Origin of the sequence: Ferroacidibacillus organovorans, assembly GCF_001516615.1 — a bacterium.
Taxonomy (GTDB): domain Bacteria; phylum Bacillota; class Bacilli; order Alicyclobacillales; family SLC66; genus Ferroacidibacillus; species Ferroacidibacillus ferrooxidans_B.
Genome location: NZ_LPVJ01000060.1, coordinates 31,258 through 56,290, shown reverse-complemented (window position 1 = coordinate 56,290; position 25,033 = coordinate 31,258). Strand labels below are relative to the sequence as shown.

The window sequence follows — 25,033 nt, the reverse complement described above, 5'->3', positions numbered from 1 at the left end:
GGGAGGTTGGTTTATGAACCAGTTGTTGCGAGAGATCGTTGCTGAGCAATTGCGCAGTGACTTTCCAAAGTTTCGCCCTGGGGATACGGTGCGCGTGCACGTTAAAGTTCGCGAGGGCACGCGTGAGCGAATTCAGGTGTTTGAAGGCGTCGTGATACGTCGGCGCGGCACATCTGTGAGTGAGACATTCACGGTGCGCAAGGTATCTTATGGTGTCGGTGTTGAGCGTACGTTCCCGTTGCACACGCCAAAGATTGACAAGCTTGAAGTGATGCGCCGCGGTAAAGTTCGCCGTGCAAAACTCTACTATCTCCGTAATTTGCGAGGTAAGAAAGCGCGTATTAAAGAGCGTATCTAGCTTGCGTGGGGAAGGAGGCTTGGGTTATCCAAGTCTCTTTTCTTTTATTCTGAATGGGAAAGAGAATGGAATGTGAGCATTCAGTGGTTTCCCGGCCACATGGCCAAAGCAAAGCGAGAAATTCAGGCGAATTTGTCTCTTGTCGATGTTGTGATTGAGTTGCGCGATGCACGATTGCCGGAATCAAGCAGCAACCCCCTTCTCTCAGAGTTGCTCCAGCAAAAGACGCGTGTTCTCGCTTTGACAAAGGCTGATCTGGCAGACCCCGTCGAAACACGCCGCTTTTGCACATACTATCAATCGATCGGCATGGATGCAGTGATTCCCGTGAACATTCGAAAAAACGTAGGCTTAAAATCATTAAAACTCGCGTGTGAACAGGCCATGGCAGACAAGTTTGAGCGCTTGGCGAAACGGGGAATTCGTAAGCGTGCCGTTCGGGCGATGGTGGTGGGAATCCCGAACGTGGGAAAATCCTCGCTAATCAACGCCATGGCTGCCCGCAGTGTTGCAAAGACAGGGGATCGACCTGGTGTAACGCAATCCCAGCAGTGGATCAAACTTGCCGGATCCATAGAACTGCTTGATACGCCAGGGCTTTTATGGCCAAAGTTTGAGGATCAGGCGGCGGCGCTCCGTCTGGCGTGGTCTGGAGCGATTAAATCTGATCTGCTTCAGCCAGTTGATCTCGCGCTGGCTTTTCTCATCTTCGTCAATGCGCATTATCCAGAGGCACTGAGATTGCGTTATGGTGTAGAACCGTTTTCAGGGGCGAGCGAGGAACAACAGGCGCTTGCCGCATTAGAGCAAATCGGCATGCGTCGCGGCGCGATGCGCCGCGGCGGTCAGGTTGACGCTGAACTCGCGGCGCAAATGCTCTTGCGCGATTATCAGACCGGTCTCTTAGGGCTGATGACCCTTGAAAAGGTACCGGACGTTGAGGGGCAGAGGCAACTGTGAGACTTTCAAAAAAGGAATCTGCCTACGCAGCGTATCAGTTTGATCAAAGGCTCCGCCTGGATTATCCGCAGTTGGCTGGAATTGATGAGGCTGGACGCGGTCCTCTGGCGGGTCCGGTTGTGGCGGCGGTCGTTTTATTGCCTCCGGATCGTTCCGATGATTTGTATTATGACTCAAAAGTTCTGACTGAGCGCGAAAGAGAAGCTGCCTATGCGTCGATCATGACACATGCCCTTGATGTGCAGGTCGGTGTGATTGATTCCGATGCGATTGACCATTACAATATCTTACAAGCTACATTTATGGCTGTTCGTGTCGCGATGGGTCAATTGCGGTATGTGCCTGATCTTCTTTTGATTGATGGCATGAACGTACCAGGCTTAGATCCGCCTCAGCGCAAGTTGATCAAGGGAGATTCACGAAGCCAATCGATTGCTGCAGCTTCAATTGTTGCAAAAGTGACAAGAGATCGCTTAATGATTGAACTGGATCGGCAATATCCTGATTATGGCTTTGCCAAGCACAAAGGATATGGCACAGCGCAACACCTTGAGCGGCTCGCGATGTATGGTCCATGCGTTGCGCACCGCAAGACGTTTGCCCCAGTTCGTGAATCTTTATCTGTGCGTCAGGCGAGTGGTGTGAATGAGGTAAGGGCGCTTCAAGGTGCATGTTCAGAATTGTACGCACGCGAATACCTCGAACAGTTGGGATGGAAGTTACTCGAGAAAAACTGGCGGTGCCCGCAGGGTGAACTCGATTTGATTTTTGCGTTTTGCGATGAGGTGGTCTGTGTGGAGGTTCGCTCAAAGAAAGCGGCTTCTGTGCATGAGGCGTTGCGTCTTGCAGGGGAATCGATTACGCGCGAGAAGAAAAACAGGGTTCGCCAGCTTGCAGAGATTTACGCCAGAAACAACCATGTGGATCCGCGGCGAATGCGGTGTGATGCCGTACTTGTAGGATTCTCAGAACATGGAGAACGGGGAATCTCTCACATTCCGAACGCTATGTGAGGGATGGCTCTAATGTTTTGCACCGGAATCAAAACATAGACAGAATTGGGATCAGGGGTGGATGGAACGTGGTTATCACCATTATCGTGGGTATTGTGGCCCTCTTATTGGGACTTGTCGGAGGCTTTTTCTTGGGGGCGTGGGCTTTAAGACGCAGTATGGCTAACGCTGAGCTGGGAGATCAGGAAATCATCGACATGGCTAAAAAAATGGGAAGAAACCTAAACCCGCGCCAAGTTCAAATGATTCGTCAGCAGATGAAAAAGGCGGGCAACAATCCTCCGCCACTTTTAGGAAAGCGTTCGAGCGACAAAAGCAAGGGAAAGGTCTCTTCAATGAAGAAAAAATGATCGGGATTTTCGAGCGTTTGAAAACAGTGCAGTGTTTACGCGGATGGCTAAAGTTCTATCAGTTGCATTTCATAATGTGGGAGCGCCAGGGCATTGAATCTGCTTCGATGCTAAAGGCGTTCTTTTTGTTGTTTTTCGTCGATGATCCGCAAAATGCTTTCCATTCGCGCTTTGGTATAGGCGTAACCCGCTTCTGCCACTGCTGTTAATCGGTCAAATTGGAGCGCACCGATCGGCCCTACAGGGGGTGTTAGAAAAATATCTGCCGTTTGTGAAGAGAGTGCCGCGTGGCGTGCCAAACCAATATTGACCATTTGTTGAAAGAGGTGGCGCGGACGAAGAGACAGGCGGGAAGGAAGCTGCAAAAAAGGCGTAATCGTGTCAGAGACGATGACAAAATCCGCACCAAGCGCTCGTGCCGGTTCTACAGGACAGTTGTCAATGAGGCCGCCATCTGCTAAAATACGATCTTTGAACATGACGGGTTGAAAGACAAGCGGAATGCTGATGCTTGCGCGGATCGCGCGCGCAAGGGTAATTTCCTCCTCGGTATCCCATAATGCACTTGGACGTTCGCCGAGCGCTTGAATGAGAGGGGATGGGCAAGTCCGGGAGGAAAAGACGACCTCACGTCCGTTTTGCATGTCGGTCGCAATAATTGCAAGAGGTTTTTGAACATCGCGAAGTGCGATGCCCTTTGTCTTGTCATGAATAAATTGTTCTAAGCGATCCCCGCGCAATAACCCTCCCCTGCGTTCTCTCTTAGTCCAGAATGTCAACAGACTTGTATCAGGATCAAGGTACCTGCGATTGAGGGTAGGCAGCGTTCGCAGCATTTCTTCAATCGAATTGCCAGCAGCATAAAGACCGGCCACCATTGCGCCGCTGCTCGTGCCGCTTACAATTTCAGGGTGGATACCACCTTCTGTCAATGCTTGTAACACGCCGATGTGAGCGCCTCCTGATGCGCCTCCACCAGCAAAGGTGAGCCCCACCTTCACATTTTCTCCATCCTTTCTAGTCGTCTGTATCGTTCATACGCGTGACGAGGTAATCTCTTTGCGCTGCATAGTTAAGTATGCCAAGTGCCTGTGCATTCTAACGCGAACAGAAAAGATAATCACATTTCTGCGAAGGAATTTTCAATTGGGTGCAGTGCGCGCATATGTACAGCCTCTGCGAGATCGGCAGGGTTGATTTCGATGCGATTGTCGAGATAAGAAATGGTTTGTGCCACACTCAGAATTCGCTTCGCACTTCGCATGTTTAGATGCAGTTGATTGACTAGACGAGAGTATAGCTCTCGCGTTTCAGGTGCGAGCGATGCGATGATCGAAGGATCTAATCGTCTCTTTGCATCAGTTTCATGGCGTTCTCTTAACAACCGTGCTTGCAAAATCCGTTCTCGCGCATCCCCTGATGTTAGAATCTTACCATAGGATGGCGATTCGTTTTCAGGCGAGCTGATCTTATATTCACTTTCCATCCATACGCTAAGATCAAAACGATCAAGCAGAGGGCCAGACAGTTTTGCTTGATATCGTCGAATGGCCTGCGCATCGCACTTGCATGCATGCGTGTGGGAACCAGCATAGCCACAAGGGCATGGATTCATCGCCGCGATGAGCAGGAACCGACTTGGAAATGTACAAGAGAGTGAGGAGCGCGCAATCGTGATAGAGCCTACTTCCAGAGGTTGACGCAGGCCTTCCAAAGCTTGGCGAGAAAACTCAGGCAGCTCATCGAGAAAAAGGACGCCATGGTGTGCAAGGCTCACTTCTCCAGGTCGGGGTTGTGCACCACCTCCCAGCAACCCTTGTGTGGAGACGGTGTGATGAGGTGAGCGAAAAGGCCGCAAAGAATGGTCTTGCATGGGCAATCCGGCGACGCTGTAGATTTGGCGTAAAGAACTCATTTCCAATTGTGAAAGGGGGAGGAGTAGTGTGTTCAATCGTTCTGCGAGCATGCTCTTGCCTGATCCGGGCGGCCCACACAGCAATAGAGCGTGGTTTCCCGCAGCGGCGATCAAAAGCGCTCTTTTTGCGACGCGCTGCCCGATCATGTCCGATAAATCAAACGCCTCATTTACGCCTTGTTGCGTGAATGGGATATGCGCAGGGGCTGTAGGGACTGTCAAAGTGCGTGTCGTTGTGTGCCTTTGCGCATTCCCATCGCACAGCCAACCAGTGACGTTCGCCAAATTGTTAAATGGCAGCAGGTTGTCACACTCTGAATACAATGGTTGAATCTCATCGGATGAAGGTGCAATGACAACCGCCTGGCGCGATTGCTGCAGAGCGAATTCAGCCGCTGTATACAGTCCGCGGAATCCACGCAAACTGCCGTCAAGCGCCAATTCTCCCAATGCGATGTGATGGGATGACAGTGGCGCGATTTGTTGTGTTGCGGATAAAATGGTGAGCGCGATAGCCAGATCCAGGCCAGTTCCATTTTTTCTCCAGTCAGAAGGGGACAGGCTGATCACGATGCGTCCTCTGGGCCATTGATATCCAGAATTGATCAGTGCAGATCGCACGCGCTCTTTGGCCTCTCGTAGGGAAGATGCAGGAAGACCCACGAGTTCAAACGCAGGCAACCCATTTTGAACATCACCTTCTACTCCGACCAAGAAGCCATTCAAACCGCTCAAGGCAACACTGTATACGACGGTATACACAAAATAAACCCCCGTTTCTCTCTAAGCATATGAGAAGAAAACGAGGTTGACCATGCAGGATCACAGAATTACAGCTGATTTTGAAGATCTCCTGTTTGTTGGATGTGAAGTGCGTGGATTTCACAGAGGGTTTGGCGAATCTCATCGATCCATGCCCTATCACCAAGTTTTTGGGCGACATTCCACACATCGAGCAGATGATCGATTTGCGCTTCTGTGACATAGGGTTTTGACGATGGATCAGGCCCTGGGTACATCGCCAGAATTTCTTCAATCTGCCCTGTCGACAGGATGTCAAGGAGGCTTGCACGCTTTATGCCATCGGTCTCACAGTGATGTGTATAGAGTGTGACTTCTGTAAAGATTTGCGGAGCCACATGCATGGCGTGACAGGTGTGGCAGAAAAGAAATGGGACATCTGTGAGCAGCACACCACCTTCGGAGTATAAGGGCGCCAATCGAGCAGTCATGGTAGTACCACAACAGAAGTCCATTTCAATTCCTCCTTTTATAATTGTATTATAACAGATCGCTTGCTTCTTGCAATAACGAAACAGCATTTTCACACTTCTTCCACGTATTGTCCGCATGATAATAAACCGCTAGAATGATACGTGAAATGGGGTTAATCATCAGTGCTAACGCGTGGATTAGTCAGTCGCCTGCATCATATGCCGCGAGATATGAAAATTTTTCTCTGGACGGACGCCTGTTTTGGCTTGTCGATTGGAATTTCGAATACACTATTGAACCTTCATATAAACGCGCTTGGTTATGGTGCGACAATGCTTTCAATGGTCAATGATGTGGTGCCTATGGTGGCGCTTATCCTGTCTGTGCCACTTGGCCACTTGGCAGATCGGTATGGGCGTAGCAAGATGCTGTTGCTGGGGACGCTGCTCATGGCGCTGGGGGCGTTGCTGGTGCCTTTGTTTCTCGCGCGGGCGGGAATTCTCTTTGGGCAATCTGTATTCGCAGTCGGGCAAGCGATGATCATGTCGACAGAGTTTGCCGTTGTCGCGCAGTACATGCCAGCCAATGACCGCCACTTTAGCATCTCGATTGTGTATGCAAACTTTACATTGATGATCGGAATCGGGTCTTTGCTTGGTGGCTTTTTGCCAGCTCATCTTCCACTTTTTCACACGGAATACGGATCTACGCTCTTGCTTGGCGGACTGATCTTTCTCATTGCCCCAATAGGGCGTTATTTCCTTACACCGGTTCCCGCGATACATACACCTAGCGAAAAACCTGCGGCGCTTTTCGAACGGCCAAATCGCCAAATACTCACGTTCTCAATTTTTTCTTTTATTTCAGGGTTCGCCTATGGTTTTGTCGGTCCGTATTTGAATCTGATCATCAAAAATCAGTTTCACTTGTCAGTTTCGCTGATCGGACTGTTGCTTGCGATCAATCAATGCGCGCTTTTCATCGGGTCCGTGAGCACTCCCTGGCTTGTCGAGCGCTTTTCGTTGCGGCGGACCATTGCTGTTTTGTTGACCATCGTAACACTTTCATATTTAAGCCTTGGATTCGAAGCGGCATTCTCTTTTTTCTTTGTGCTCTTGCTGATCCAGTCCATAAGCAGCATGGCTTTTTTTCCTTTGCTTGACAGTACGGCGATTGATGTCGTCCGCGATGCGTTGCGTGCGAAAATGCAATCGTATCGCGCGCTGTTTCGCGGCGTCGGCAATGTAGTCTCTGTTTATGTCGGAGGGATCTGCTTGGCGCATCACGCGTATGGGTTTGCATTTTTACTGACAGGCCTTGTTTATGGCGGCATGCTTATGTTTTATCTTCGCTTCATTCGCTCACAGATTGTAAATGAATCTGCTGATACGCTTGGCGCTTAGCAATATCATGGCATGGATAGGAATTTAAGCGTTCGCTGCTTTCCTTATCCTTGAAATTTGTACATTCTTCGGTCATACTTCGAGAGTCGGGACTGTCTTTTTCACATGACTTTTTTACTCAGTTTGGCGCGAGTTTGTCGCGCACGGGAGGAATAGGCATGAATATTCACGAGTATCAAGCGAAATCCGTATTAAAACGGTACGGTGTCTCTGTTCCTGAAGGAACGGTAGCTTTTACAGTGGAAGAAGCCGTAAAAGCCGCAGAAGCCTTCAACGGGAAGGCTGTTGTGAAAGCACAGATTCACGCAGGTGGTCGAGGAAAAGCTGGCGGTGTAAAACTAGCGCGTTCAATGGATGAGGTTCGTGCGCATGCAAATGAAATTCTCGGCAAAACACTTGTGACGCACCAGACAGGACCTGAGGGCAAGGTGGTCAAACGGCTTCTCATCGAAGCACTCACGGACATAAAAAAAGAGTATTATGTTGGCGTCGTAGTCGACCGAGCGACCAGTCGGGTAGTACTCATGGGCTCTGAAGAGGGCGGAATGGAGATAGAAGAAGTCGCCGCGCGCACGCCTGAAAAGATTTTTCGCCAGGTGGTCGATCCTGCAGTAGGCCTTCGTCCCTTTCAAGCACGCGCTTTGGCCTATGCAATGAATATCCCGGCGGAGCTCATTTCAAAAGCGGCTGAATTCATGCTCGCACTCTATCAGGCGTTTGTTGATAAAGACTGTTCAATCGCTGAGATCAATCCGCTTGTCGTCACAGGAGACGGAAACGTGATGGCGCTTGACGCAAAATTGAATTTTGACAGCAACGCGCTCTATCGACACAAAGATATTCTTGAACTGCGCGACCTTGATGAAGAAGATGCGAGAGAAACTGAGGCTTCAAAATATGACTTGAGTTATATTGCCCTCACAGGAAATATTGGTTGTATGGTCAATGGTGCCGGGCTTGCGATGGCGACGATGGATACCATTAAGTATTTTGGGGGATCCCCTGCAAACTTTCTTGATGTCGGCGGTGGGGCGACAGAAGAAAAAGTTACTGCAGCGTTTAAAATTATTCTCTCAGACCCAGGCGTCAAAGGCATCCTCGTGAATATCTTTGGCGGCATCATGAAATGTGACGTCATCGCCAATGGTGTGATCGCGGCCGCTCGACAAATCGGGCTTGACCGCCCATTGGTCGTTCGTTTGGAAGGAACGAATGTCGAACTTGGAAAAAAATTGCTTGCTGAGTCGGGTCTTGCCATATCGTCGGCTGACTCACTCGCTGAAGCGGCGCAAAAGATCATTCAATTGGTTCAGTAATTCAGAACAGGAGGGATTAGCTTGAGCATTCTGGTCAATCGACAAACGCGTGTCATCACACAGGGAATCAGCGGTAAAACGGGACTTTTTCATACACAGCAAGCGATTGCGTATGGTACAAAGATGGTCGGCGGCGTCACGCCGGGTAAAGGCGGTACGAACATAGAAGGCATTCCTGTCTTTAATACGGTTGAACAGGCGGTACGTGAAACAGGCGCAAACGCTTCAGTGATTTATGTGCCACCCGCGTTTGCGGCTGATGCAATCATGGAAGCTGCGGATGCGGAACTTCCACTGGTCATTTGCATCACGGAAGGGATTCCCGTGCTCGATATGGTTCGTGTAAAACGCTACCTCGAGGGGCGAAGAACACGGCTCATCGGGCCAAACTGTCCAGGCGTTATCACGCCAGATGAGTGCAAGATTGGCATTATGCCAGGCTATATCCATAAACGCGGGAGAGTCGGTGTCGTCAGTCGCAGCGGAACCCTTACGTACGAAGCTGTTCACCAACTGTCAACGCTTGGCATCGGTCAATCGACCGCTGTTGGAATTGGCGGAGATCCTGTAAATGGCACAAATTTTGTCGATGTCCTAACGATGTTCAACGAAGATCCTGATACCGAAGCAGTTATCATGATTGGTGAAATTGGTGGAACGGCTGAGGAAGAAGCGGCGAATTACGTAAAAAATCACATGAAAAAGCCAGTTGCCGGTTTTATCGCGGGACGCAGCGCCCCTGAAGGGAAGCGCATGGGTCACGCTGGCGCGATCATTTCAGGCGGCAAAGGGACAGCTGCAGAAAAGGTTGCCGCAATGGAGGCTGCAGGAATTCATGTTGCGCCAACACCGTCAGAGATGGGCAGCACGCTTTATCAAATGTTAGAGGAGCGCAATCTGTTAGAAGTCTGCAAGATCGCTCAGTGAACCAAAACCTTTTGCGTTTTCTTCATTGCTTTACGCCTTTTTACAAAATTTGATCGCTCCCCCTTTAGCGATATGTCAAACTGTCGCTAGAAGGGGGTTTCGTTTTGACTGATTCAGCCGATCGCATGAAGGAACTGTTCTTTTGGTTGAAACTTCTCGCGGTGCAAGGTATTGGAATTCGGCGCGCCTTTTTAATCAGAGATGCATTCTCATCCCTTGATGAAGCGGATCAAGCGACAATCGAACAATGGCGTCATTTGTGCGGCTCTGAAAAAATTGCAGAATCACTTTTGCGAACCTTCCAAGTCTCGCATGAACGGCTTGAGGCAAGGTTGACTGCACAAAAGGTCGAGTTTGTCATTTGGTCGGATCCTGACTATCCTCCGTTATTCCGTGAGATTGCCGCTCCTCCGCCGTTTTATTTTTATCAAGGTAAACGATTGACGGACCGACATCGCATTGCAATCGTGGGAACTCGCAATTGCACATCGTATGGGAGGCATGTCGCCTACGAAACGGCGTTCGCCTTGTCAAAAGCCGGCACAGAAGTGGTGTCTGGCTTGGCGCAGGGGATTGACGGATATGCTCACCGCGGAGCGATTGCGGGGGGATCGCCAACGATTGCTGTGCTAGGATCAGGGGTGCACTCGATATATCCAAAAGAGCATCGCGCCTTGGCGCAACAGATTCTAGAGCGAGGGGGGTCGGTTCTTAGTGAACATCTTCCGTGGGTGGGTCCGCAAAAACATCACTTTCCGCGGAGGAATCGCCTCATTAGCGGATTGTGCCGCGGTGTACTTGTGATTGAGGCTTCGGTCAAGAGTGGCGCGTTGATCACGGCGCGCTACGCGCTTGAAGATAATCGAGACGTGTATGCAGTCCCCGGCAATATAACGTCAGAACGTTCGGCGGGTACAAATTTGCTGATCATGGATGGGGCTGCACCGATGTTGCACCCGTCGGCTGCGCCGCTTCAAGTCGGATCTCCATTGGCCACACCGCTGATGATGGATGAAAAAAAGAACAGTAAAGACTCCACATCGATAGCCGACAAGATGATGATGGAGTTGCAGTCTGGAGCAAAAAGTGTAGAAGTTTTGTGTGACGCCCTCTCCCTATCAAGTGAAATGGCGGCAGTTCACCTTCTTTCACTTGAATTGAATGGGAAAATCCGCAAAAGGCCAGACGGTAGATATGAGTGGCAAACGAATTGAGGATTTGCATATCCTTTCAAACGAGTGATAAGATGTGTTGAATCTTCAGTATACGAGGAGGAGACCGATGGCTGACTATCTTGTCATCGTGGAGTCACCCGCAAAAGCCAAAACCATCGGGAAATATTTAGGGAGCAAGTACATTGTGAAAGCTTCCATGGGGCATGTGAGAGACCTTCCAAAAAGTCAACTTGGTGTCGACATTGATCGCGGATTTGAACCAAAATATATTACGATACGCGGAAAAGGCGACGTTCTTAAAGAGTTAAAGGATTCTGGCCGCAAAGTCAAATCAATCTTTTTAGCCGCTGACCCTGATCGTGAAGGCGAGGCGATCGCGTGGCATTTGGCGCAGAGTCTTGACGTGGACCCTTCCCGCCCTTGCCGGGTCGTCTTTAATGAGATTACAAAGCAAGCTGTCAAAGACGCGTTTAAGCACCCGCGCGCAGTGAACATGGATCTGGTTCACGCACAGCAGGCGAGGCGGATTCTCGATCGCCTTGTCGGATATCGAATCAGTCCTCTTTTGTGGAAAAAGGTCAAACGCGGTCTGTCAGCGGGACGTGTCCAATCCGTGGCAGTTCGCTTGATCGTTGATCGGGAGCGAGAGATACGCGCCTTTACACCGGAAGAATATTGGACGGTGCGAGCACTTTGCGATGTCTCTGGAGAGCGCTTTTTGGCTCAATTTTATGGATATAAAGGAAAGAAACAGGAATTAAAAACACGCGAGGACGTGTTATCTCTCTTTTCGCGAGTGAAAGGGCACCCATTCGTTGTTGAAAAGGTTCGGGCCAGTGAGCGAAAAAGAAATCCATCTCCGCCTTTTACAACGAGTAGTCTGCAGCAGGAAGCGGCAAGGCGATTGGGCTTTCGGGCGCAACGCACGATGTCCGTCGCTCAACAATTGTATGAGGGGATTGACCTGCCCAAAGAGGGGGCGGTCGGTTTGATCACATACATGCGGACGGATTCAACGCGTTTGTCCGATACTGCACTCACAGAAGCGCGCGAACGTATCGCAGCGGTTTATGGTGATGCCTATGTACCAGACCAACCGCGCGTCTACTCAACGCGTCAAGGTGCGCAGGATGCGCATGAGGCGATTCGCCCGACTTCTGCAATGCGCGATCCGGAATCATTGAAAGCGATTCTCAATCGCGACCAATACCGCTTGTACAAGCTGATCTATGAGCGATTTCTCGCATGTCAAATGGCATCTGCTGTGCTTGACACGTTGCAAGTCGAAATTTTGGCAGGCGACGCGACTTTTCGCGCATCGGGTTCGAAAATTAAATTTCCAGGCTTTATGAAGCTCTACATTGAGGGCTCTGATGATCAAGAAGAAGAAGAGGGTTTTTTACCTCCTTTAAAAGAGGGGCAGACGCTTGAGCCTCGCCCAACGTTAAAAGAAGAACAACATTTTACTCAACCACCACCGCGTTTCTCTGAAGCGCGCCTCGTCAAAAGCATGGAGGAGTTGGGGATCGGGCGTCCAAGCACGTATGCGCCAACCATTGAAACGATTCAAAAGCGCGGTTATGTATTGTTGCAAGAAAAGCGTTTTGTGCCAACTGAACTCGGCGAATTGGTCATTGATTTATTGAAGGAATTTTTTCCGACCATTGTTGATGTGGATTTTACGGCGCAGCTTGAAAAACAGTTGGATGATGTGGAAGACGGTGATGTCGACTATGTGAAGATGCTCGATTTGTTCAATCGGGATTTTGAGCAGTATCTGGAAGTTGCAGAAAAGAGTATGGAGCACGTCACGCTAGAAGATGAGTTGTCAGATGAAATCTGTGAAAAATGTGGAAGGCAAATGGTTTTCAAACATGGTCGGTTTGGGAAGTTTTTGGCCTGCCCGGGCTTTCCTGAGTGTAGAAATGCAAAACCAATTCTAAAACCGCTTGATGTGTCTTGCCCGCGCTGTAACAAACCGCTCGTTCAGCGCAGTGGAAAAAAGAGAAGGGTGTTTTACGGTTGTTCAGGCTACCCAGAGTGTAACTATGTTTTGTGGGATGAACCGGCAATGCGACCTTGTCCGTCGTGTGGTGAACCACTTGTGAAAAAAAAGAACAAGCGCGGAGAACAAATTGTTTGTTCGAATGCAGAGTGTCAACATGTCGAGCAAAGTGATGAAAACGTGACGGTAGGGGCAGACGGAAGGTGAGTAATTTGAAGGAATCAAACCACGTCACAGTTGTCGGGGCAGGACTGGCAGGTTCCGAGGCAGCCTGGCAACTGGCAAATCGCGGGGTATCTGTAACGCTCGTGGAAATGAGGGGCGTCGTTCAGACACCCGCGCATCGCAGTTTTGATTTTGCAGAATTGGTCTGTTCTAACAGTTTGCGCTCAAATGCGTTGACAAACGCCGTGGGGTTATTAAAAGAAGAAATGCGACGTCTTGGTTCGTTGATCATGCAATGCGCGGATCAACACGCTGTTCCTGCAGGTGGGGCGCTTGCCGTCGATCGCGAAGCGTTTTCGCGTGAAATAACACTCCGGCTCTCGAATCACCCCAATATTTGCGTGAAAAGGGAAGTTGTAGACGAGATTCCAGAAGGCGTTACAATCCTTGCGACAGGACCGCTCACGGGCGAGCGACTGAGCGAGTCAATCGCAGCTTTTACCGGACAGTCTTCACTTTATTTCTATGATGCGGCGGCGCCGATTGTGGAGCATGCATCCATTGACATGACAAAAGCATTTATCGCCTCACGCTACGGCAAAGGTGAGGCTGCATACATCAACTGCCCTATGGATGAAGAAACGTTCAACCGTTTTTATGACGCTCTTGTTTCTGCAGAGACGGCAGAACTGCACACGTTTGAAAAGGAAATATACTTTGAAGGTTGCATGCCCGTCGAGGTGATGGCAAAAAGAGGTCGCCAGACACTTTTGTTCGGCCCATTAAAACCGGTTGGACTCGCGCATCCAGAAACAGGGAAAGAGGCGTTTGCTGTGGTGCAATTGCGCCAGGATAATGCGGCGGCCACGCTTTATAACATGGTTGGGTTTCAGACACATCTCAAATGGGGTGAGCAAAAGCGGGTGTTTCAAATGATTCCCGGGCTTGAGTCTGCCGAATTTGTAAGATATGGCGTAATGCATCGCAATACCTTCCTGCGCTCACCGCTCGTTTTAAAGGAAACGTATCAATCCATAGAACGACCGTCACTCTTTTTTGCTGGGCAAATCACTGGCGTGGAAGGGTATGTTGAGTCTGCCGCATCCGGACTTGTGGCGGGAATCAATGCGGCGAAGTACGTTGGTTCACAGGAACCGCTCATCTTTCCTCGCGAAACTGTGATTGGGAGTCTCGCTCATTACATTACACACGCTGATCCAGATCATTTCCAACCGATGAATGCGACATTTGGATTATTGCCACCTCTTGAACAACGAGTGAGATCAAAAATCGAAAAGAATGAGAAACTTTCGTTACGATCTATCGATATTGTTCAGAATCTTGTAGATAAAGATGTCAATTCGCTTGCAAGTCGATTCTGAACTGTGTTACCATACATCAGCCGGGTCGAATGGTGTCGAAAGCGGGGAGCATTCGTGGAAGATTCGCCTGAGGTAAGGCCGTGGGAACAGGCACTCCTTCACTTTGCGTGTTGGATGTCTTTGCAGCGCAATTATTCGCCTAACACGGTTCGCGCCTATCTTGCCGACGTTCACTCTTTTCTCGAATCGTATCGCGGCGCTCCAGGCCCTATCCCGTCGCATGTCATTCGTGCCTATCTTGCAACGCTGATGGCTAAGGGCTTTGAAAAAAAATCGATCGCCCGCAAGGTCAGCGCGTTGCGAGCGTTTCATCGCGCGCTTCGCACTCAAGGCTCGGAGGATATGAGCGCGGCTGTTCATGTCAGCCTGCCTAAAATGGACCGCAAGCTACCTTCTTTCTTGACGATTGATGAGATGCACGAACTTCTTAAATCGCCCAGTCATTCATCGCCGCTTGGCATACGCGATCAGGCGATTTTGGAGTTTTTGTATGCGACAGGCATCCGTGTTTCGGAATGTGTCGCACTCAATGTGAGTGATCTTGACTTGCGGATGCATTCGATTCGGATCATGGGAAAAGGACGAAAAGAACGGGTGGTATTATTTGGGCGCAAAGCGGCGGACGCCGTTGCAGACTATCTTGCGCGGGGACGCCCTAAACTAGCCGACGCAAACGAAAAAGCGCTGTTTGTGAATCGTAATGGCGGGCGACTGACTGATCGATCTGTTCGGCGATTGCTCGATCGGTATATTGAACAACTCGCGATCACAAAGCAAATTTCGCCGCACTCCATTCGCCACACTTTCGCAACCCATATGCTTGAGGGTGGAGCAGATCTGCGCGTTGTCCAGGAGCTTCTCGGTCATGCGAGTCTCTCTTCTACGCAGATCTACACACATACTGCGCGAGAACATCTTGTGCGTGTGTATGAAGCTGCTCATCCGCGTGCGCATCCTTTACATTTTACGGCAGAGTGAATGCGCGAGTGAGGATCTGTAAACGTCGATTGGTAGTGGGGGGTCAAGGCAGTGAGCTTTCATGCAACGACCATTTTGGCGATACGCACGCCGCTTGGCGGCGCAATGGCAGGGGACGGTCAGGTTACCTTTGGTAACGCGATGATTATGAAATCGACGGCGAGAAAGGTGCGAAGACTTTATCGGGGCGAGGTTATCGTCGGGTTTGCAGGAAGTGTCGCAGATGCGATGACGCTCTCGGAAAAGTTTGAACAAAAGCTTGAGGAACACAAGGGGAATGTGCCTCGCGCGGCGGTTGAATTGGCAAAAATGTGGCGGACGGATCGCATGTTAAGCAAGCTTGAAGCGATGCTGATTGCGCTCTCAAAAGATCATCTCTTGATGATTTCCGGGACGGGTGAAGTGATTGAGCCCGACGACGGCATTTGTGCGATTGGCTCTGGAGGATCATATGCACTCGCGGCAGCGCGGGCGCTTGTGCGCCACACGGAGTTGGGTCCAGAGGCTGTTGTTCGTGAGTCGCTGAAGATTGCCAGTGAATTGTGCGTCTACACGAATGAGAACATCATTGTCGAGCAGACAAATCATGGACGAGAGGATGATTTGTTGTGAGTGCGTCATTCTCGCCGAAGGAAATTGTTGAAGAACTCGACATTCACGTCGTCGGTCAAAAGGCGGCTAAAAGGGCTGTCGCGATTGCGCTCCGCAATCGATTTCGTCGGGCAAAACTGGATCCGGAATTGCGTGATGAGGTATCTCCAAAAAACATCTTGATGATAGGGCCTACAGGTGTTGGGAAAACGGAAATAGCGCGCCGAATTGCCAAGCTGACAGGTGCGCCGTTTGTCAAGGTAGAGGCTACGAAGTTTACTGAGGTAGGCTATGTGGGGCGCGATGTGGATTCGATGGTTCGTGATCTGGTGGAAACGGGTATTCGCACGCTAAAAGCGGAAAGGATCGCGGCTGTTGAAGATCGGGCCAGGGATGCAGTGAATGAGCGTATTCTTGATGCGATGATGCCTGATTCTAACCGTGAACGCACGTTTCGCAATCCGCTTGAGGCGCTCTTTCAAGCGAGTGAGCCTCCGAAACCTGCGACAGAGTCTACCCGATTTGAGCGTGAACGGTTGCGCCGAGAATTGGAGGCAGGCGCACTGGATGAACGAGTCATTGAGATCAATGTCGAGGATATGTCGTCTCCGAATTTCGATTTCATGCCTGGAATGGGTGCGGAGAATCTTGGCAACCTGCAGGAAGTTCTCGGCAGTTTTATGCCAAAGCGTAAGCGGCAGCGGCGCGTGACGGTGCGTGAGGCAAAGAAGCTTTTGCTTGCAGAAGAAGCGCAAAAATTGATAGATATGGATGAATTGACGCGCGAAGCCGTTCGCCGGGCTGAGGAAGCCGGGATTATCTTCATTGACGAGATCGACAAGATCGCGAGTCGAGAAGGGCGTGGCGGCGCTGATGTATCGCGTGAAGGCGTACAGCGCGACATCCTGCCGATTGTTGAAGGTTCGACCGTGATGACGAAACACGGTCCAGTCAAAACGGATCACATTTTGTTTATTGCAGCAGGTGCGTTCCATATGGCTAAGCCGTCAGACTTGATTCCAGAACTCCAGGGACGATTCCCGATTCGTGTTGAACTGACAAGTCTAAGCGCGAATGATATGGAGAAAATACTAACAGAACCGAAAAGCGCGCTTATTACCCAGTATACAGCGCTTCTTGCGACAGAAGGTGTCACGTTAGAATTTGCAAAAGGGTCCATTCGCCGAATTGCTGAAATTGCAACTGAAGTGAATGCAAACACGGAAGACATCGGAGCAAGGCGTCTCCACACGTTGCTTGAAAAACTATTGGAAGATGTCATGTTCGAAGCACCTAACATCAGCCCGACGACGATTGTGGTCACGCCAGACTATGTGAACGAAAAGCTGGCAGGAATCGCAGGGGACAGAGATTTGAGTCACTTTATTTTATAGGAGGATGTCGACATGGATTTACTTAAAAAAGCACGGAGTATCAATCGCCTCTTACAGCGTGCAGGACAGTTTGTGGATTTTTTGGAGATGGCAGAACTTCTTCGCGATGTGATTCACGCCAATGTGTATGTGGTATCAAGAACGGGTAAAATTTTGGGCTTGGCCGAAATTCGCTCGGTGGGAGGGTATGACGCGGATTTGCAACGATTGTTTCCGTCTGAGTACAATGCGGGACTTCTTCGTCAGGATACGACACTGGCTAATACGCATAATATGAACCCATTGGCTGAGTTGAATGATCAACCCAATGAGTCGGAGGACTCAGAAATTACGACGATTGTTCCTGTCATTGGGGGTGGGGATCGTCTTGGCACATTGATTCTCGCGCGCCAGTCACCTGAATTTACAGATGAGGATTTGCTGTTGGCCGAGTTTGGGGCGACAGTTGTGGGAATGGAGATCCTGCGCTCGCGCGCGCACGAAATGGAAGAGGAATCACGCTCACGCGCGATCGTCCAGATGGCTGTCGATTCTCTCTCATACAGCGAGTTGGAAGCTGTGGATCACATTTTCGAGGAATTGGATGGTCGTGAAGGTCTTCTTGTCGCGAGCAAAATTGCGGATCGTGTCGGCATCACCCGTTCGGTGATTGTAAACGCCTTGCGCAAGCTTGAGAGCGCGGGCGTCATTGAGTCGCGTTCACTTGGAATGAAGGGCACATACATTAAGATCCTGAATGACAAGTTGCTTGCACAACTGCACAAAGTACGCAATCGTTAAGTGCAGACTGAATGTATTTTGTGAAATGTAAACTCGAATGAATTGTCAATGAGGTGGGTTGTCACAGGATTCTGTGACAACCCTTTGCCGTTTTTCGAAGAAATCCCAAATTCCTTGTCATATGTGCAGGGAAAACGTCGATTTCTGTTGAATTGTAATGATGATTGTTTAGGAAGGGGCGTGATAATGCTTGTCTGGTTCCTTCACCATCGCGGCACTCCAGTCCGCGCTTGACGCAGCCCAGTTAAGGCAACAAGTTTATGCAAACAATATTGCAAATGCGAACACGCCAGGCTATCACCGTGAAACGGTTCAATTTAACACGCTTTTACTGCAGGCGATTGCTCAGGCAAATGGCTCCGGTACGCTTTCGATGTTGCAAAACAGTCCAAGTGATCTATCTGCAAGCCAGACGTTGCAGAATGTCACGCCTGTTGTAACGGTTGATCAAAATACGGCGGTTTCGTCAAATGGGAACAATGTCAACCTGGACGCAGAAATGAGCGGTCTTGCCATGAATCAAATCGATACGGCAGCGATGGTCACAGAATTAAATGACCAATTTGCCTTGCTTCGAACTGCAATTCTCGGGAGTTGATTGAGTTGGGACTGTTTGATGGATTGACGATAAGCGCGACTGGACTTACCGCGAATCGTCTGTGGCTTGATGTGATATCAAACAATATTGCAAACGCAAACACGACGCGAACGCCTTCTGGTGGGCCGTATCGAAGAGAACAGGTGGTTTTAAGTTCGATTCCCTCCTCGTTTCAGGGCGTTTTGGGAAATGCTGTGAATGCTTCAATGTCTGGCGGAGGCGTTATGGTGCAGTCTATCGTCAAAGACCCGTCACCTTTTCGCCTCGTCTATGATCCGACAAATCCGAACGCTGTAAACGGCTATGTTCAAATGCCGAATGTCAATATTGCCACGGAAATGGTGAACATGATCACTGCATCGCGCGCGTACGAGGCGAATGTGACGGCATTTGATGCAGCCAAGGCGATTGATGTACAAACGCTGAATATTGGAAAGTAGGTTTGCGCAATGATCAATCCGATCTCTAGTGTGACGATGGCCACACAGGCGACAGCGACTCCGACTGTTGCGAGCGGCGGCACTTCGTTCTCTCAGATGTTGACAAATGCCCTGCAAGGGGTAAACACTGCTGTCGCCAATTCACAGTCGCAAGGGTTGGCGTTGGCGGCAGGGACCGCTCCGAATTTGAGCAATGTCATGATTTCAGCGACACAGGCGCAACTCGCGCTTGACCTAACTGTGCAAGTGCGCAATCGCGCAGTCAGTGCCTATAACCAGTTAATGAGTATGCAAGTATAATCCGCGAACCGCGTAGAGGGTGAGTTGCACTGGGTGATGGTTCAGGATGAACTATGATTGGCAATCTCTTATAAAGCGATTTTCTGAATGGTATGGTGCACTTGAGAGGCGTCAGAAACGCAATCTAATCGCAATTGGCATCTTCTTTTTATTAACGGTGTCCCTGCTGTCCTTTTTTCTGCTCAATCCAAACTATCAAGTGGTCTTTTCAAATCTCGATTCTAAGTCTGCCGGCGAAATCACGCAGAAGCTTGATCAGTTGAAAATTCCCTATCAACTTCAGGGCAACAATATTTTGATTCCGTCATCGCAAGCAGATCAAGCGAGAATTGATATGGCCATGAATGGATTGCCCAGTACGGGCATGGTGGATTATTCGCAGATTCTCCAAAATTCGTCGCCGCTTGGCATGACGGATCAAGCGATGAATCTCGAAGTGTTGTCTGTCTTGCAGACTCGCCTAGCGCAATCAATTGAATTGATCAACGGGATTACCAGTGCGCAAGTCAACATTGTGATGCCGCAATCCTCCAGCTTTTTGGTGAGCCCGACGCAATCAGGTACGGCAAAGGCTTCGGTCATTCTCAATGTGGCCGCAGGCAATGTGCTCACAGCGGCGCAGGTGTTTGGCATTCAGCAGTTGGTGGCGCACTCTGTCACGGGCCTGAGTGCCGCGGATGTTTCTGTCATTGACCAGAATGGCAATGACCTCTCTGCAACAACGAGTGCAGGCGGTTCTGCAATCTCTGGTCAGGTCGCGCAAGAAATCGCCATTAAGCAGCAGATGGAGACAGCGCTTGCGATGCAGTTGCAAAACAGCTTGGTCCAGTTTGTCGGCCCTGGCAATGTACAGGTCATCGTTCACGCAAACGTGACCTTCAACTCTGAGGTTCAATCAAGCCATGTTGTAACGGCAGGGCCTCCGCTCTCTACGCAAAGCTCGACAAGTTCGTCGACAGGTGGCGGAACGGGCGGCGGTATCGCAGGACAGGCAACGCAAAACCCGAATGTCGTCACGTATGGAACGACGGGTGCGGGAACTGGTTCTACGTCAAACACGCGATCTAGCACGACGAATTATGAAAACAGCAACACGAATACGACGACAAAACTCGATCCAATGCAGATCAACGGTTACAACGTGAGCGTTTTGATCAATGCCAAAGCGGTTGCGCTGACGCCGGCGCTTCGCGCGAATCTTCAGCAGTTTGTTTTGACGGCGGTAGGTGCGCGCGGGGCTGGAGCGAAAGGATCGGCTGTGAGTGTCTTGACGGTTCCATTTGTCAATGCCTCCCTGACGGGTACAACCCAAAGCTCGTTTGTCACGCCTCTTGCCCTCGGTGCGGTTGGAGCGCTTGTCCTCGGAGGAATTCTTGTCTTTTTCATCAGGCGGCGCAAGCGGACAGAGTCTGTTGTGGCGCAGCGCCAGCTCATGGTGGATGATCATGCAGAGCGATCGCCTGAAGCGATGATGACGCGACAGTTGCAGGAAATGGCGTTTAAAAAGCCGGAAGCCATGGCATCGCTCATTCGCACGTGGCTATCGGATGATTGAAACACCCTTCGTTTTGACGGTGCGATGGAATCCAGACGGAAATTTCAAGGGGGAGTGGCGCGATGAGTGTTCGACGAGGCGGTGAGTTGTCGGGTAAACAGAAGGCCGCACTTCTTTTGATCTCCCTTGGCCCTGAAACGGCGGCGAATGTCTACAAGCATCTGCGAGAAGAAGAAATCGAAAAATTGACACTCGAAATCGCGTCGGTGCAACGGGTTGAACACGGAGATCGTTCACGGATTCTTGAAGAATTCCAACAACTGGCGATCGCGGAGCAGTACATCTCTGAGGGCGGAATTGAATATGCGCGCGAGATCTTGCAAAAAGCGCTGGGAAAGGAACGGGCGCTTGAACTCGTCGAACGGCTCACGTCTTCGTTACAGGTGCGTCCTTTTGAGTTTGCGCGAAAGGCCAATCCGCTGCAAATCCTGAATTTTATTCAGACTGAACATCCGCAGACGATCGCCCTCGTTTTATCGTATCTTGAACCAAAACAGGCATCCGGGATTCTTGCAGAACTTCCCCAAAATGTGCGTTATGAAGTTGCGATGCGGATTGCCACGATGGATTCCACCAGCCCAGAAGTCGTGAGTTCGGTAGAGCGGGTTCTTGAAAGCAAACTCGCCTCCATGACGTCGCTTGGGACGATGAACATTGGCGGACTCGACGCGTTGGTGCAAATTTTGAATGGCGTGGATCGCAGCACGGAGCGGGGGATTCTGGATTATGTAGAAACAACAGATCCAGAACTCGCAGAAGAGATCAAGCGCCGCATGTTTATTTTTGAAGACATCGTCATGCTCGACCCCAAATCGGTTCAGCGTGTAATTCGCGATATCGAACAGTCGGATTTGCTACTGGCACTTCGAACCGCCAGCGAGGAAGTCAAGGAACTCGTCTTTTCCAACATGTCAAAGCGGATGGTCGAGACATTCAAGGAGGATATGGAGTATGCCGGACCTGTGCGCTTGCGCGACGTGGAAGAGGCTCAGCAGCGCATCGTGGCGCAGATACGCAGGTTGGAAGATATGGGTGAAATTGTAATTCGGCGAGGTGGCAGCGAAGATGTCCTTGTCTAGAATCTATCGGCTGCCAAGCAATGAGATCGCGAATCGCACCATCACTTCTCCCCATAGTGAAGCATTGTTGCGACGTTCTGGCGAGCGCAGTCTGGGTGATGGAATAGAGACGGAAACAGTTGAACAGGCTCTTGCGCAAGAAAAACAGATCGAATTGGAGAATGCGCTGCACGAGCGAGAAGAAGAACTCCTGCAACTCGAAACTAGGCGTGAGGCATTGCTCCTTGAACTTGCACGCATGGAAGACGAGGCAGAAGCCCACGCAAAACTCCTTTACGAAAAAGCGAGGGACATAGGGGCGCGCGAAGGCTTTGAAGCGGGCGTCAGACAAGCTGAGCAGTCGATAGCCGAAAAGATCGAGATGGCAGACAAGCTTCTTCGCCTTGCAGAAGAAGAGCGTGCGCGTACACTGCTTGAGCGAGAAAGTGACGTTGTCAATCTCGCTTTGCAGATTGCGAGAAAGGTCGTCTGTGCGGCGATTGCGGATGACGATGAGAAGGCGCATGCGGTGATTCGGCCGCTGCTGGCAAGAGTGAGAAAATCGAACCGACTGGAACTGCGTGTGGCGTCAGCAGATTTTGCCTCGGTTCTCTCTGAGAAACCAGAACTTGAGTCGCTGCTGTTTTACGACGCGCGTCTTGATATCGTGCCAGACTTGAGCTTAACGCGCGGAGACGCGGTTTTGATCACAGACTTCGGGACGTTGGACGGGCGTGTTGAAACGCGTATGGATCTCATATCTCAGGCGTTGCATGAAGCCGCAAAACGATCGGGGGATCTTGAATGAGCCAGGAACGCCTCGCGCGCTATGAAGCCATTCTTGATAGAACCGATCTTTTTCGCGTTCACGGCCATGTGCAAAATGTTGTGGGTACATTGATCGAGTCGATCGGTCCGATGACGAGAATCGGAGAAATATGCCGGATTCGCGATTCTGACAACCAAGAGATCCTCTGTGAGGTTATCGGGTTTCGCAGTGAGCGTGTGCTGTTGGTTCCCCTCTCGCCACTAGAGGGACTAGCTCCAGGCAGCGTCGTAATGGCGACTGGCAAACCGCTCACGGTAGGCGTTGGCGAGGCGCTGCTTGGGCGGGTTCTTGACGGCCTTGGTTCGCCGATTGACGGATTGGGTGCGCTGCGCACCTTTGAAGAGCGATCCACGCTGCGCGATCCGCCCAATCCATTGATGCGGCCGCGCATTGACTCAGTATTATCGACAGGCGTTCGTGTGATCGACGGTTTTTTGACACTCGGAAAAGGACAGCGCATCGGACTTTTTGCGGGCAGTGGTGTGGGGAAAAGCACGCTTTTAGGCATGATTGCCAAAGAGAGTCAGGCGGATGTAAACGTGATCGCGCTTGTTGGCGAACGCGGGCGTGAGGTCAATGAATTTATCGAGCGGGACTTGGCCATCGCTCGCGAGCGTTCTGTTGTGGTCGTGGCAACATCGGATCAGCCAGCGGTAGTGCGTGCAAAGGCGGCCTATGTTGCAACAACGATTGCCGAGTATTTTTGTGACAAAGGGATGTCCGTCAATTTAATGATGGATTCGGTGACTCGTTTTGCCATGGCGCTTCGCGAGATGGGATTGGCTGTGGGTGAACCTCCCACGGCGCGCGGTTATACGCCATCTGTCTTTGCGGCACTTCCCCGCCTGCTTGAGCGCGCAGGGAAAAATGAGCGAGGCACAATCACGGGAATCTATACGGTACTCGTCGACGGGGACGATATGCAAGAGCCCATTGTCGATGCGGTGCGCGGAATTCTCGATGGGCACATTACGCTTAGCAGAAAGCTTGCAGAACGCGGGCACTATCCTGCAGTTGACATCCTGCAAAGTGTGAGTCGTCTCATGACAGAACTTGTAGATCAAGAACATCGTGCGGCTGCGCTTGAGGTGAGGCGATGGATTGGTGCGGGGCGCGACGCGGAGGACTTGATTCGGATCGGAGCGTATCAGCGCGGTGCAGATGCACAGATTGACCAGTGGATGGCGATGGAAGCGTCGGTGAATCACTTCTTGAATCAGGACGTAAAGGATCGCAGTGCGTATGATCAAACGCGCCTGCAACTTTTGGATCTGTTGAAAGGGGGCATGTAGTGTGGAATACGCGCGCGCTGTACGTCTAAAAAAGGTGAAAGATTATGAAGAGGAAAAGCGACTGGAAGAGCGTTTGCACGCAGATCAAATGGTGGATCGCGCGCGCCAGCGCGTCAACGATTTGAAAACAGAGCAAGAAATCGCCTTTGCAAATCTCCATCGCGTGGCAATCACGGCGGCTGATTTTCAACAGTGGTCACGCTACGATGAGGCTTTGCGCCAAAGGGAAGTGCAAGCGCTTCAAGAACTTGAGGACTGCGTGGATGAGGCGAACAAAGCTAGTGTGGCTGTGTTTCATGCTTATCAGGATGTGTATCGCTATAGGCAACTCACCGAACTGGAGAGGTCAAGACATCAAAAGGAACGCATGTCGCGTGAGTGGAAATCACTTGACGAGTGGGTTATAAGTCGCGGCGTGACGGGTCCATGACGGTTTGATTGGAGGGAAGAGATTATGGAAGCAGCATTGAAGAAAAAGTCGCGCTCCTTTTCCTTTCTCTTTTATATGATTTTTCTTCCACTTTTTGTTTCAGTCTTTTTGGTAATCGGCGCACTGCAGATCCTCGGCTATAACGTTGTAGGGAATGCCATGCGCTTTGCGACGCAAAATCCGGTGATTCGCCACACCATTGGACTTCCTCCGCTTGCGCAGCCTGTTTCCGTGCAGATGAAGCAGGTTCGTGGACAGCTAAGCGCTGTAGAGCAGACGGTGAATCACCTAAACAGTCAACTGAGTCGAGCAAACCGTGCTCTCCTCGTGAGCCAGTCGCTCGTCGCGTCTGAAAAGGCCAAGATTTTGTCGCTGGAAAAACAGGTGGCAACGTCGCAAAGAAGTCTTGCAACCGCAAAGGGCGCCGCGGCCGTGTACATGAACATGTCGCCAAACCAAGCGGCACAAATTTTGCAGTTGCAGCCTTTTTCACAACAGGTGTCCATTTTGCGATCGATGGATCAGGCGACGCAGGCTTCGATTTTGTCCGGAATGCCGCCTAAATTGGCGGCGAAACTGATTCAGGCTGGGGCATAAGCGGTTG

At 50.6% G+C, this 25,033-nt stretch carries 26 protein-coding genes; 23 read left to right on the top strand and 3 right to left on the bottom strand.

The features are described from left to right. Window positions 1-13: 13 nt before the first annotated feature. From rplS to ATW55_RS13115, 4 genes are all read left to right on the top strand, one after another. Window positions 14-358, top strand: coding sequence for a 50S ribosomal protein L19 (gene rplS, locus ATW55_RS13130; RefSeq protein ID WP_067562631.1), 345 nt, complete (start codon window positions 14-16; stop codon window positions 356-358). Between the two features lie 72 nt (window positions 359-430). Beyond that, window positions 431-1,318, top strand: a complete 888-nt coding sequence (gene ylqF, locus ATW55_RS13125) for a ribosome biogenesis GTPase YlqF (protein ID WP_067718615.1) — start codon at window positions 431-433, stop codon at window positions 1,316-1,318. Next, window positions 1,315-2,331 (top strand): ribonuclease HII, encoded by a 1,017-nt coding sequence (locus ATW55_RS15895; RefSeq protein ID WP_082685849.1) that lies wholly within the window; start codon window positions 1,315-1,317, stop codon window positions 2,329-2,331. Before ylqF ends, ATW55_RS15895 begins: the two co-directional genes overlap by 4 nt. Before the next feature lie 68 nt (window positions 2,332-2,399). Further along, window positions 2,400-2,681, top strand: coding sequence for a YneF family protein (locus tag ATW55_RS13115; RefSeq protein ID WP_160327252.1), 282 nt, complete (start codon window positions 2,400-2,402; stop codon window positions 2,679-2,681). Between the two features lie 110 nt (window positions 2,682-2,791). Here ATW55_RS13115 and ATW55_RS13110 read toward each other — a convergent pair whose 3' ends face one another. The 3 genes from ATW55_RS13110 to ATW55_RS13100 form a co-directional block, all read right to left on the bottom strand. Beyond that, complete coding sequence (locus tag ATW55_RS13110; RefSeq protein ID WP_160327251.1) at window positions 2,792-3,682, bottom strand: patatin-like phospholipase family protein; 891 nt, start codon at window positions 3,680-3,682, stop codon at window positions 2,792-2,794. A 119-nt stretch (window positions 3,683-3,801) separates the two neighbouring features. Continuing rightward, window positions 3,802-5,358 (bottom strand): YifB family Mg chelatase-like AAA ATPase, encoded by a 1,557-nt coding sequence (locus ATW55_RS13105; protein WP_067718605.1) that lies wholly within the window; start codon window positions 5,356-5,358, stop codon window positions 3,802-3,804. 68 nt (window positions 5,359-5,426) lie between these two features. Next, on the bottom strand, window positions 5,427-5,852 hold the full coding sequence (locus ATW55_RS13100) for a hypothetical protein (RefSeq protein WP_153005077.1): 426 nt from the start codon (window positions 5,850-5,852) through the stop codon (window positions 5,427-5,429). Between the two features lie 141 nt (window positions 5,853-5,993). Here ATW55_RS13100 and ATW55_RS13095 point away from each other — a divergent pair, with 141 nt between their 5' ends. From ATW55_RS13095 to ATW55_RS13005, 19 genes are all read left to right on the top strand, one after another. Next, the gene (locus tag ATW55_RS13095) at window positions 5,994-7,214 is read left to right on the top strand and encodes an MFS transporter (RefSeq protein ID WP_067718601.1); all 1,221 of its coding nucleotides are present in this window, start codon (window positions 5,994-5,996) and stop codon (window positions 7,212-7,214) included. Window positions 7,215-7,372: 158 nt separating this feature from the next. Next, window positions 7,373-8,530: an ADP-forming succinate--CoA ligase subunit beta gene (gene sucC, locus ATW55_RS13090; RefSeq protein ID WP_067718597.1), complete on the top strand. Its 1,158-nt coding sequence runs from the start codon at window positions 7,373-7,375 to the stop codon at window positions 8,528-8,530. A 21-nt stretch (window positions 8,531-8,551) separates the two neighbouring features. Further along, window positions 8,552-9,457 (top strand): succinate--CoA ligase subunit alpha, encoded by a 906-nt coding sequence (gene sucD, locus ATW55_RS13085; protein WP_067718593.1) that lies wholly within the window; start codon window positions 8,552-8,554, stop codon window positions 9,455-9,457. 104 nt (window positions 9,458-9,561) lie between these two features. Beyond that, window positions 9,562-10,671 carry a DNA-processing protein DprA gene (gene dprA, locus ATW55_RS13080; RefSeq protein WP_067718588.1) on the top strand — a complete coding sequence of 370 codons (1,110 nt, stop codon included), beginning with the start codon at window positions 9,562-9,564 and terminating at the stop codon, window positions 10,669-10,671. 67 nt (window positions 10,672-10,738) lie between these two features. Further along, window positions 10,739-12,844, top strand: a complete 2,106-nt coding sequence (gene topA, locus ATW55_RS13075; protein WP_067718584.1) for a type I DNA topoisomerase — start codon at window positions 10,739-10,741, stop codon at window positions 12,842-12,844. Window positions 12,845-12,849: 5 nt separating this feature from the next. After that, window positions 12,850-14,184, top strand: a complete 1,335-nt coding sequence (gene trmFO / locus ATW55_RS13070; RefSeq protein ID WP_067718671.1) for a methylenetetrahydrofolate--tRNA-(uracil(54)-C(5))-methyltransferase (FADH(2)-oxidizing) TrmFO — start codon at window positions 12,850-12,852, stop codon at window positions 14,182-14,184. Between the two features lie 54 nt (window positions 14,185-14,238). Then, window positions 14,239-15,162 (top strand): site-specific tyrosine recombinase/integron integrase, encoded by a 924-nt coding sequence (gene xerA, locus ATW55_RS13065; RefSeq protein WP_235587133.1) that lies wholly within the window; start codon window positions 14,239-14,241, stop codon window positions 15,160-15,162. A 51-nt stretch (window positions 15,163-15,213) separates the two neighbouring features. Continuing rightward, window positions 15,214-15,774 (top strand): ATP-dependent protease subunit HslV, encoded by a 561-nt coding sequence (gene hslV, locus ATW55_RS13060; protein WP_067718580.1) that lies wholly within the window; start codon window positions 15,214-15,216, stop codon window positions 15,772-15,774. Beyond that, window positions 15,771-17,147: an ATP-dependent protease ATPase subunit HslU gene (gene hslU / locus ATW55_RS13055; protein ID WP_067718577.1), complete on the top strand. Its 1,377-nt coding sequence runs from the start codon at window positions 15,771-15,773 to the stop codon at window positions 17,145-17,147. The genes hslV and hslU overlap by 4 nt, the downstream gene beginning before the upstream one ends. Before the next feature lie 12 nt (window positions 17,148-17,159). After that, window positions 17,160-17,927 (top strand): GTP-sensing pleiotropic transcriptional regulator CodY, encoded by a 768-nt coding sequence (codY, locus tag ATW55_RS13050; RefSeq protein WP_067718574.1) that lies wholly within the window; start codon window positions 17,160-17,162, stop codon window positions 17,925-17,927. Between the two features lie 190 nt (window positions 17,928-18,117). After that, a complete protein-coding gene (gene flgB / locus ATW55_RS13045) occupies window positions 18,118-18,525 on the top strand; it encodes a flagellar basal body rod protein FlgB (RefSeq protein ID WP_235587132.1) in 408 nt (135 codons plus the stop codon). 5 nt (window positions 18,526-18,530) lie between these two features. Beyond that, window positions 18,531-18,965 carry a flagellar basal body rod protein FlgC gene (gene flgC / locus ATW55_RS13040; RefSeq protein ID WP_067718572.1) on the top strand — a complete coding sequence of 145 codons (435 nt, stop codon included), beginning with the start codon at window positions 18,531-18,533 and terminating at the stop codon, window positions 18,963-18,965. A gap of 9 nt (window positions 18,966-18,974) precedes the next feature. Then, entirely contained in the window at window positions 18,975-19,265 is a 291-nt protein-coding gene (gene fliE / locus ATW55_RS13035; RefSeq protein ID WP_067718570.1) for a flagellar hook-basal body complex protein FliE, read from the top strand. A 46-nt stretch (window positions 19,266-19,311) separates the two neighbouring features. Continuing rightward, the gene (gene fliF / locus ATW55_RS13030) at window positions 19,312-20,820 is read left to right on the top strand and encodes a flagellar basal-body MS-ring/collar protein FliF (RefSeq protein ID WP_067718567.1); all 1,509 of its coding nucleotides are present in this window, start codon (window positions 19,312-19,314) and stop codon (window positions 20,818-20,820) included. A gap of 62 nt (window positions 20,821-20,882) precedes the next feature. Further along, on the top strand, window positions 20,883-21,899 hold the full coding sequence (gene fliG / locus ATW55_RS13025) for a flagellar motor switch protein FliG (protein WP_067718564.1): 1,017 nt from the start codon (window positions 20,883-20,885) through the stop codon (window positions 21,897-21,899). Next, the gene (locus ATW55_RS13020; RefSeq protein ID WP_067718559.1) at window positions 21,886-22,686 is read left to right on the top strand and encodes a FliH/SctL family protein; all 801 of its coding nucleotides are present in this window, start codon (window positions 21,886-21,888) and stop codon (window positions 22,684-22,686) included. Before fliG ends, ATW55_RS13020 begins: the two co-directional genes overlap by 14 nt. Continuing rightward, window positions 22,683-23,999 carry a FliI/YscN family ATPase gene (locus ATW55_RS13015; RefSeq protein WP_067718555.1) on the top strand — a complete coding sequence of 439 codons (1,317 nt, stop codon included), beginning with the start codon at window positions 22,683-22,685 and terminating at the stop codon, window positions 23,997-23,999. The genes ATW55_RS13020 and ATW55_RS13015 overlap by 4 nt, the downstream gene beginning before the upstream one ends. A 1-nt stretch (window position 24,000) precedes the next feature. Then, on the top strand, window positions 24,001-24,429 hold the full coding sequence (locus tag ATW55_RS13010; RefSeq protein WP_067718551.1) for a hypothetical protein: 429 nt from the start codon (window positions 24,001-24,003) through the stop codon (window positions 24,427-24,429). Between the two features lie 24 nt (window positions 24,430-24,453). Next, the gene (locus ATW55_RS13005; protein ID WP_067718547.1) at window positions 24,454-25,026 is read left to right on the top strand and encodes a magnesium transporter MgtE N-terminal domain-containing protein; all 573 of its coding nucleotides are present in this window, start codon (window positions 24,454-24,456) and stop codon (window positions 25,024-25,026) included. Window positions 25,027-25,033: the final 7 nt, after the last annotated feature.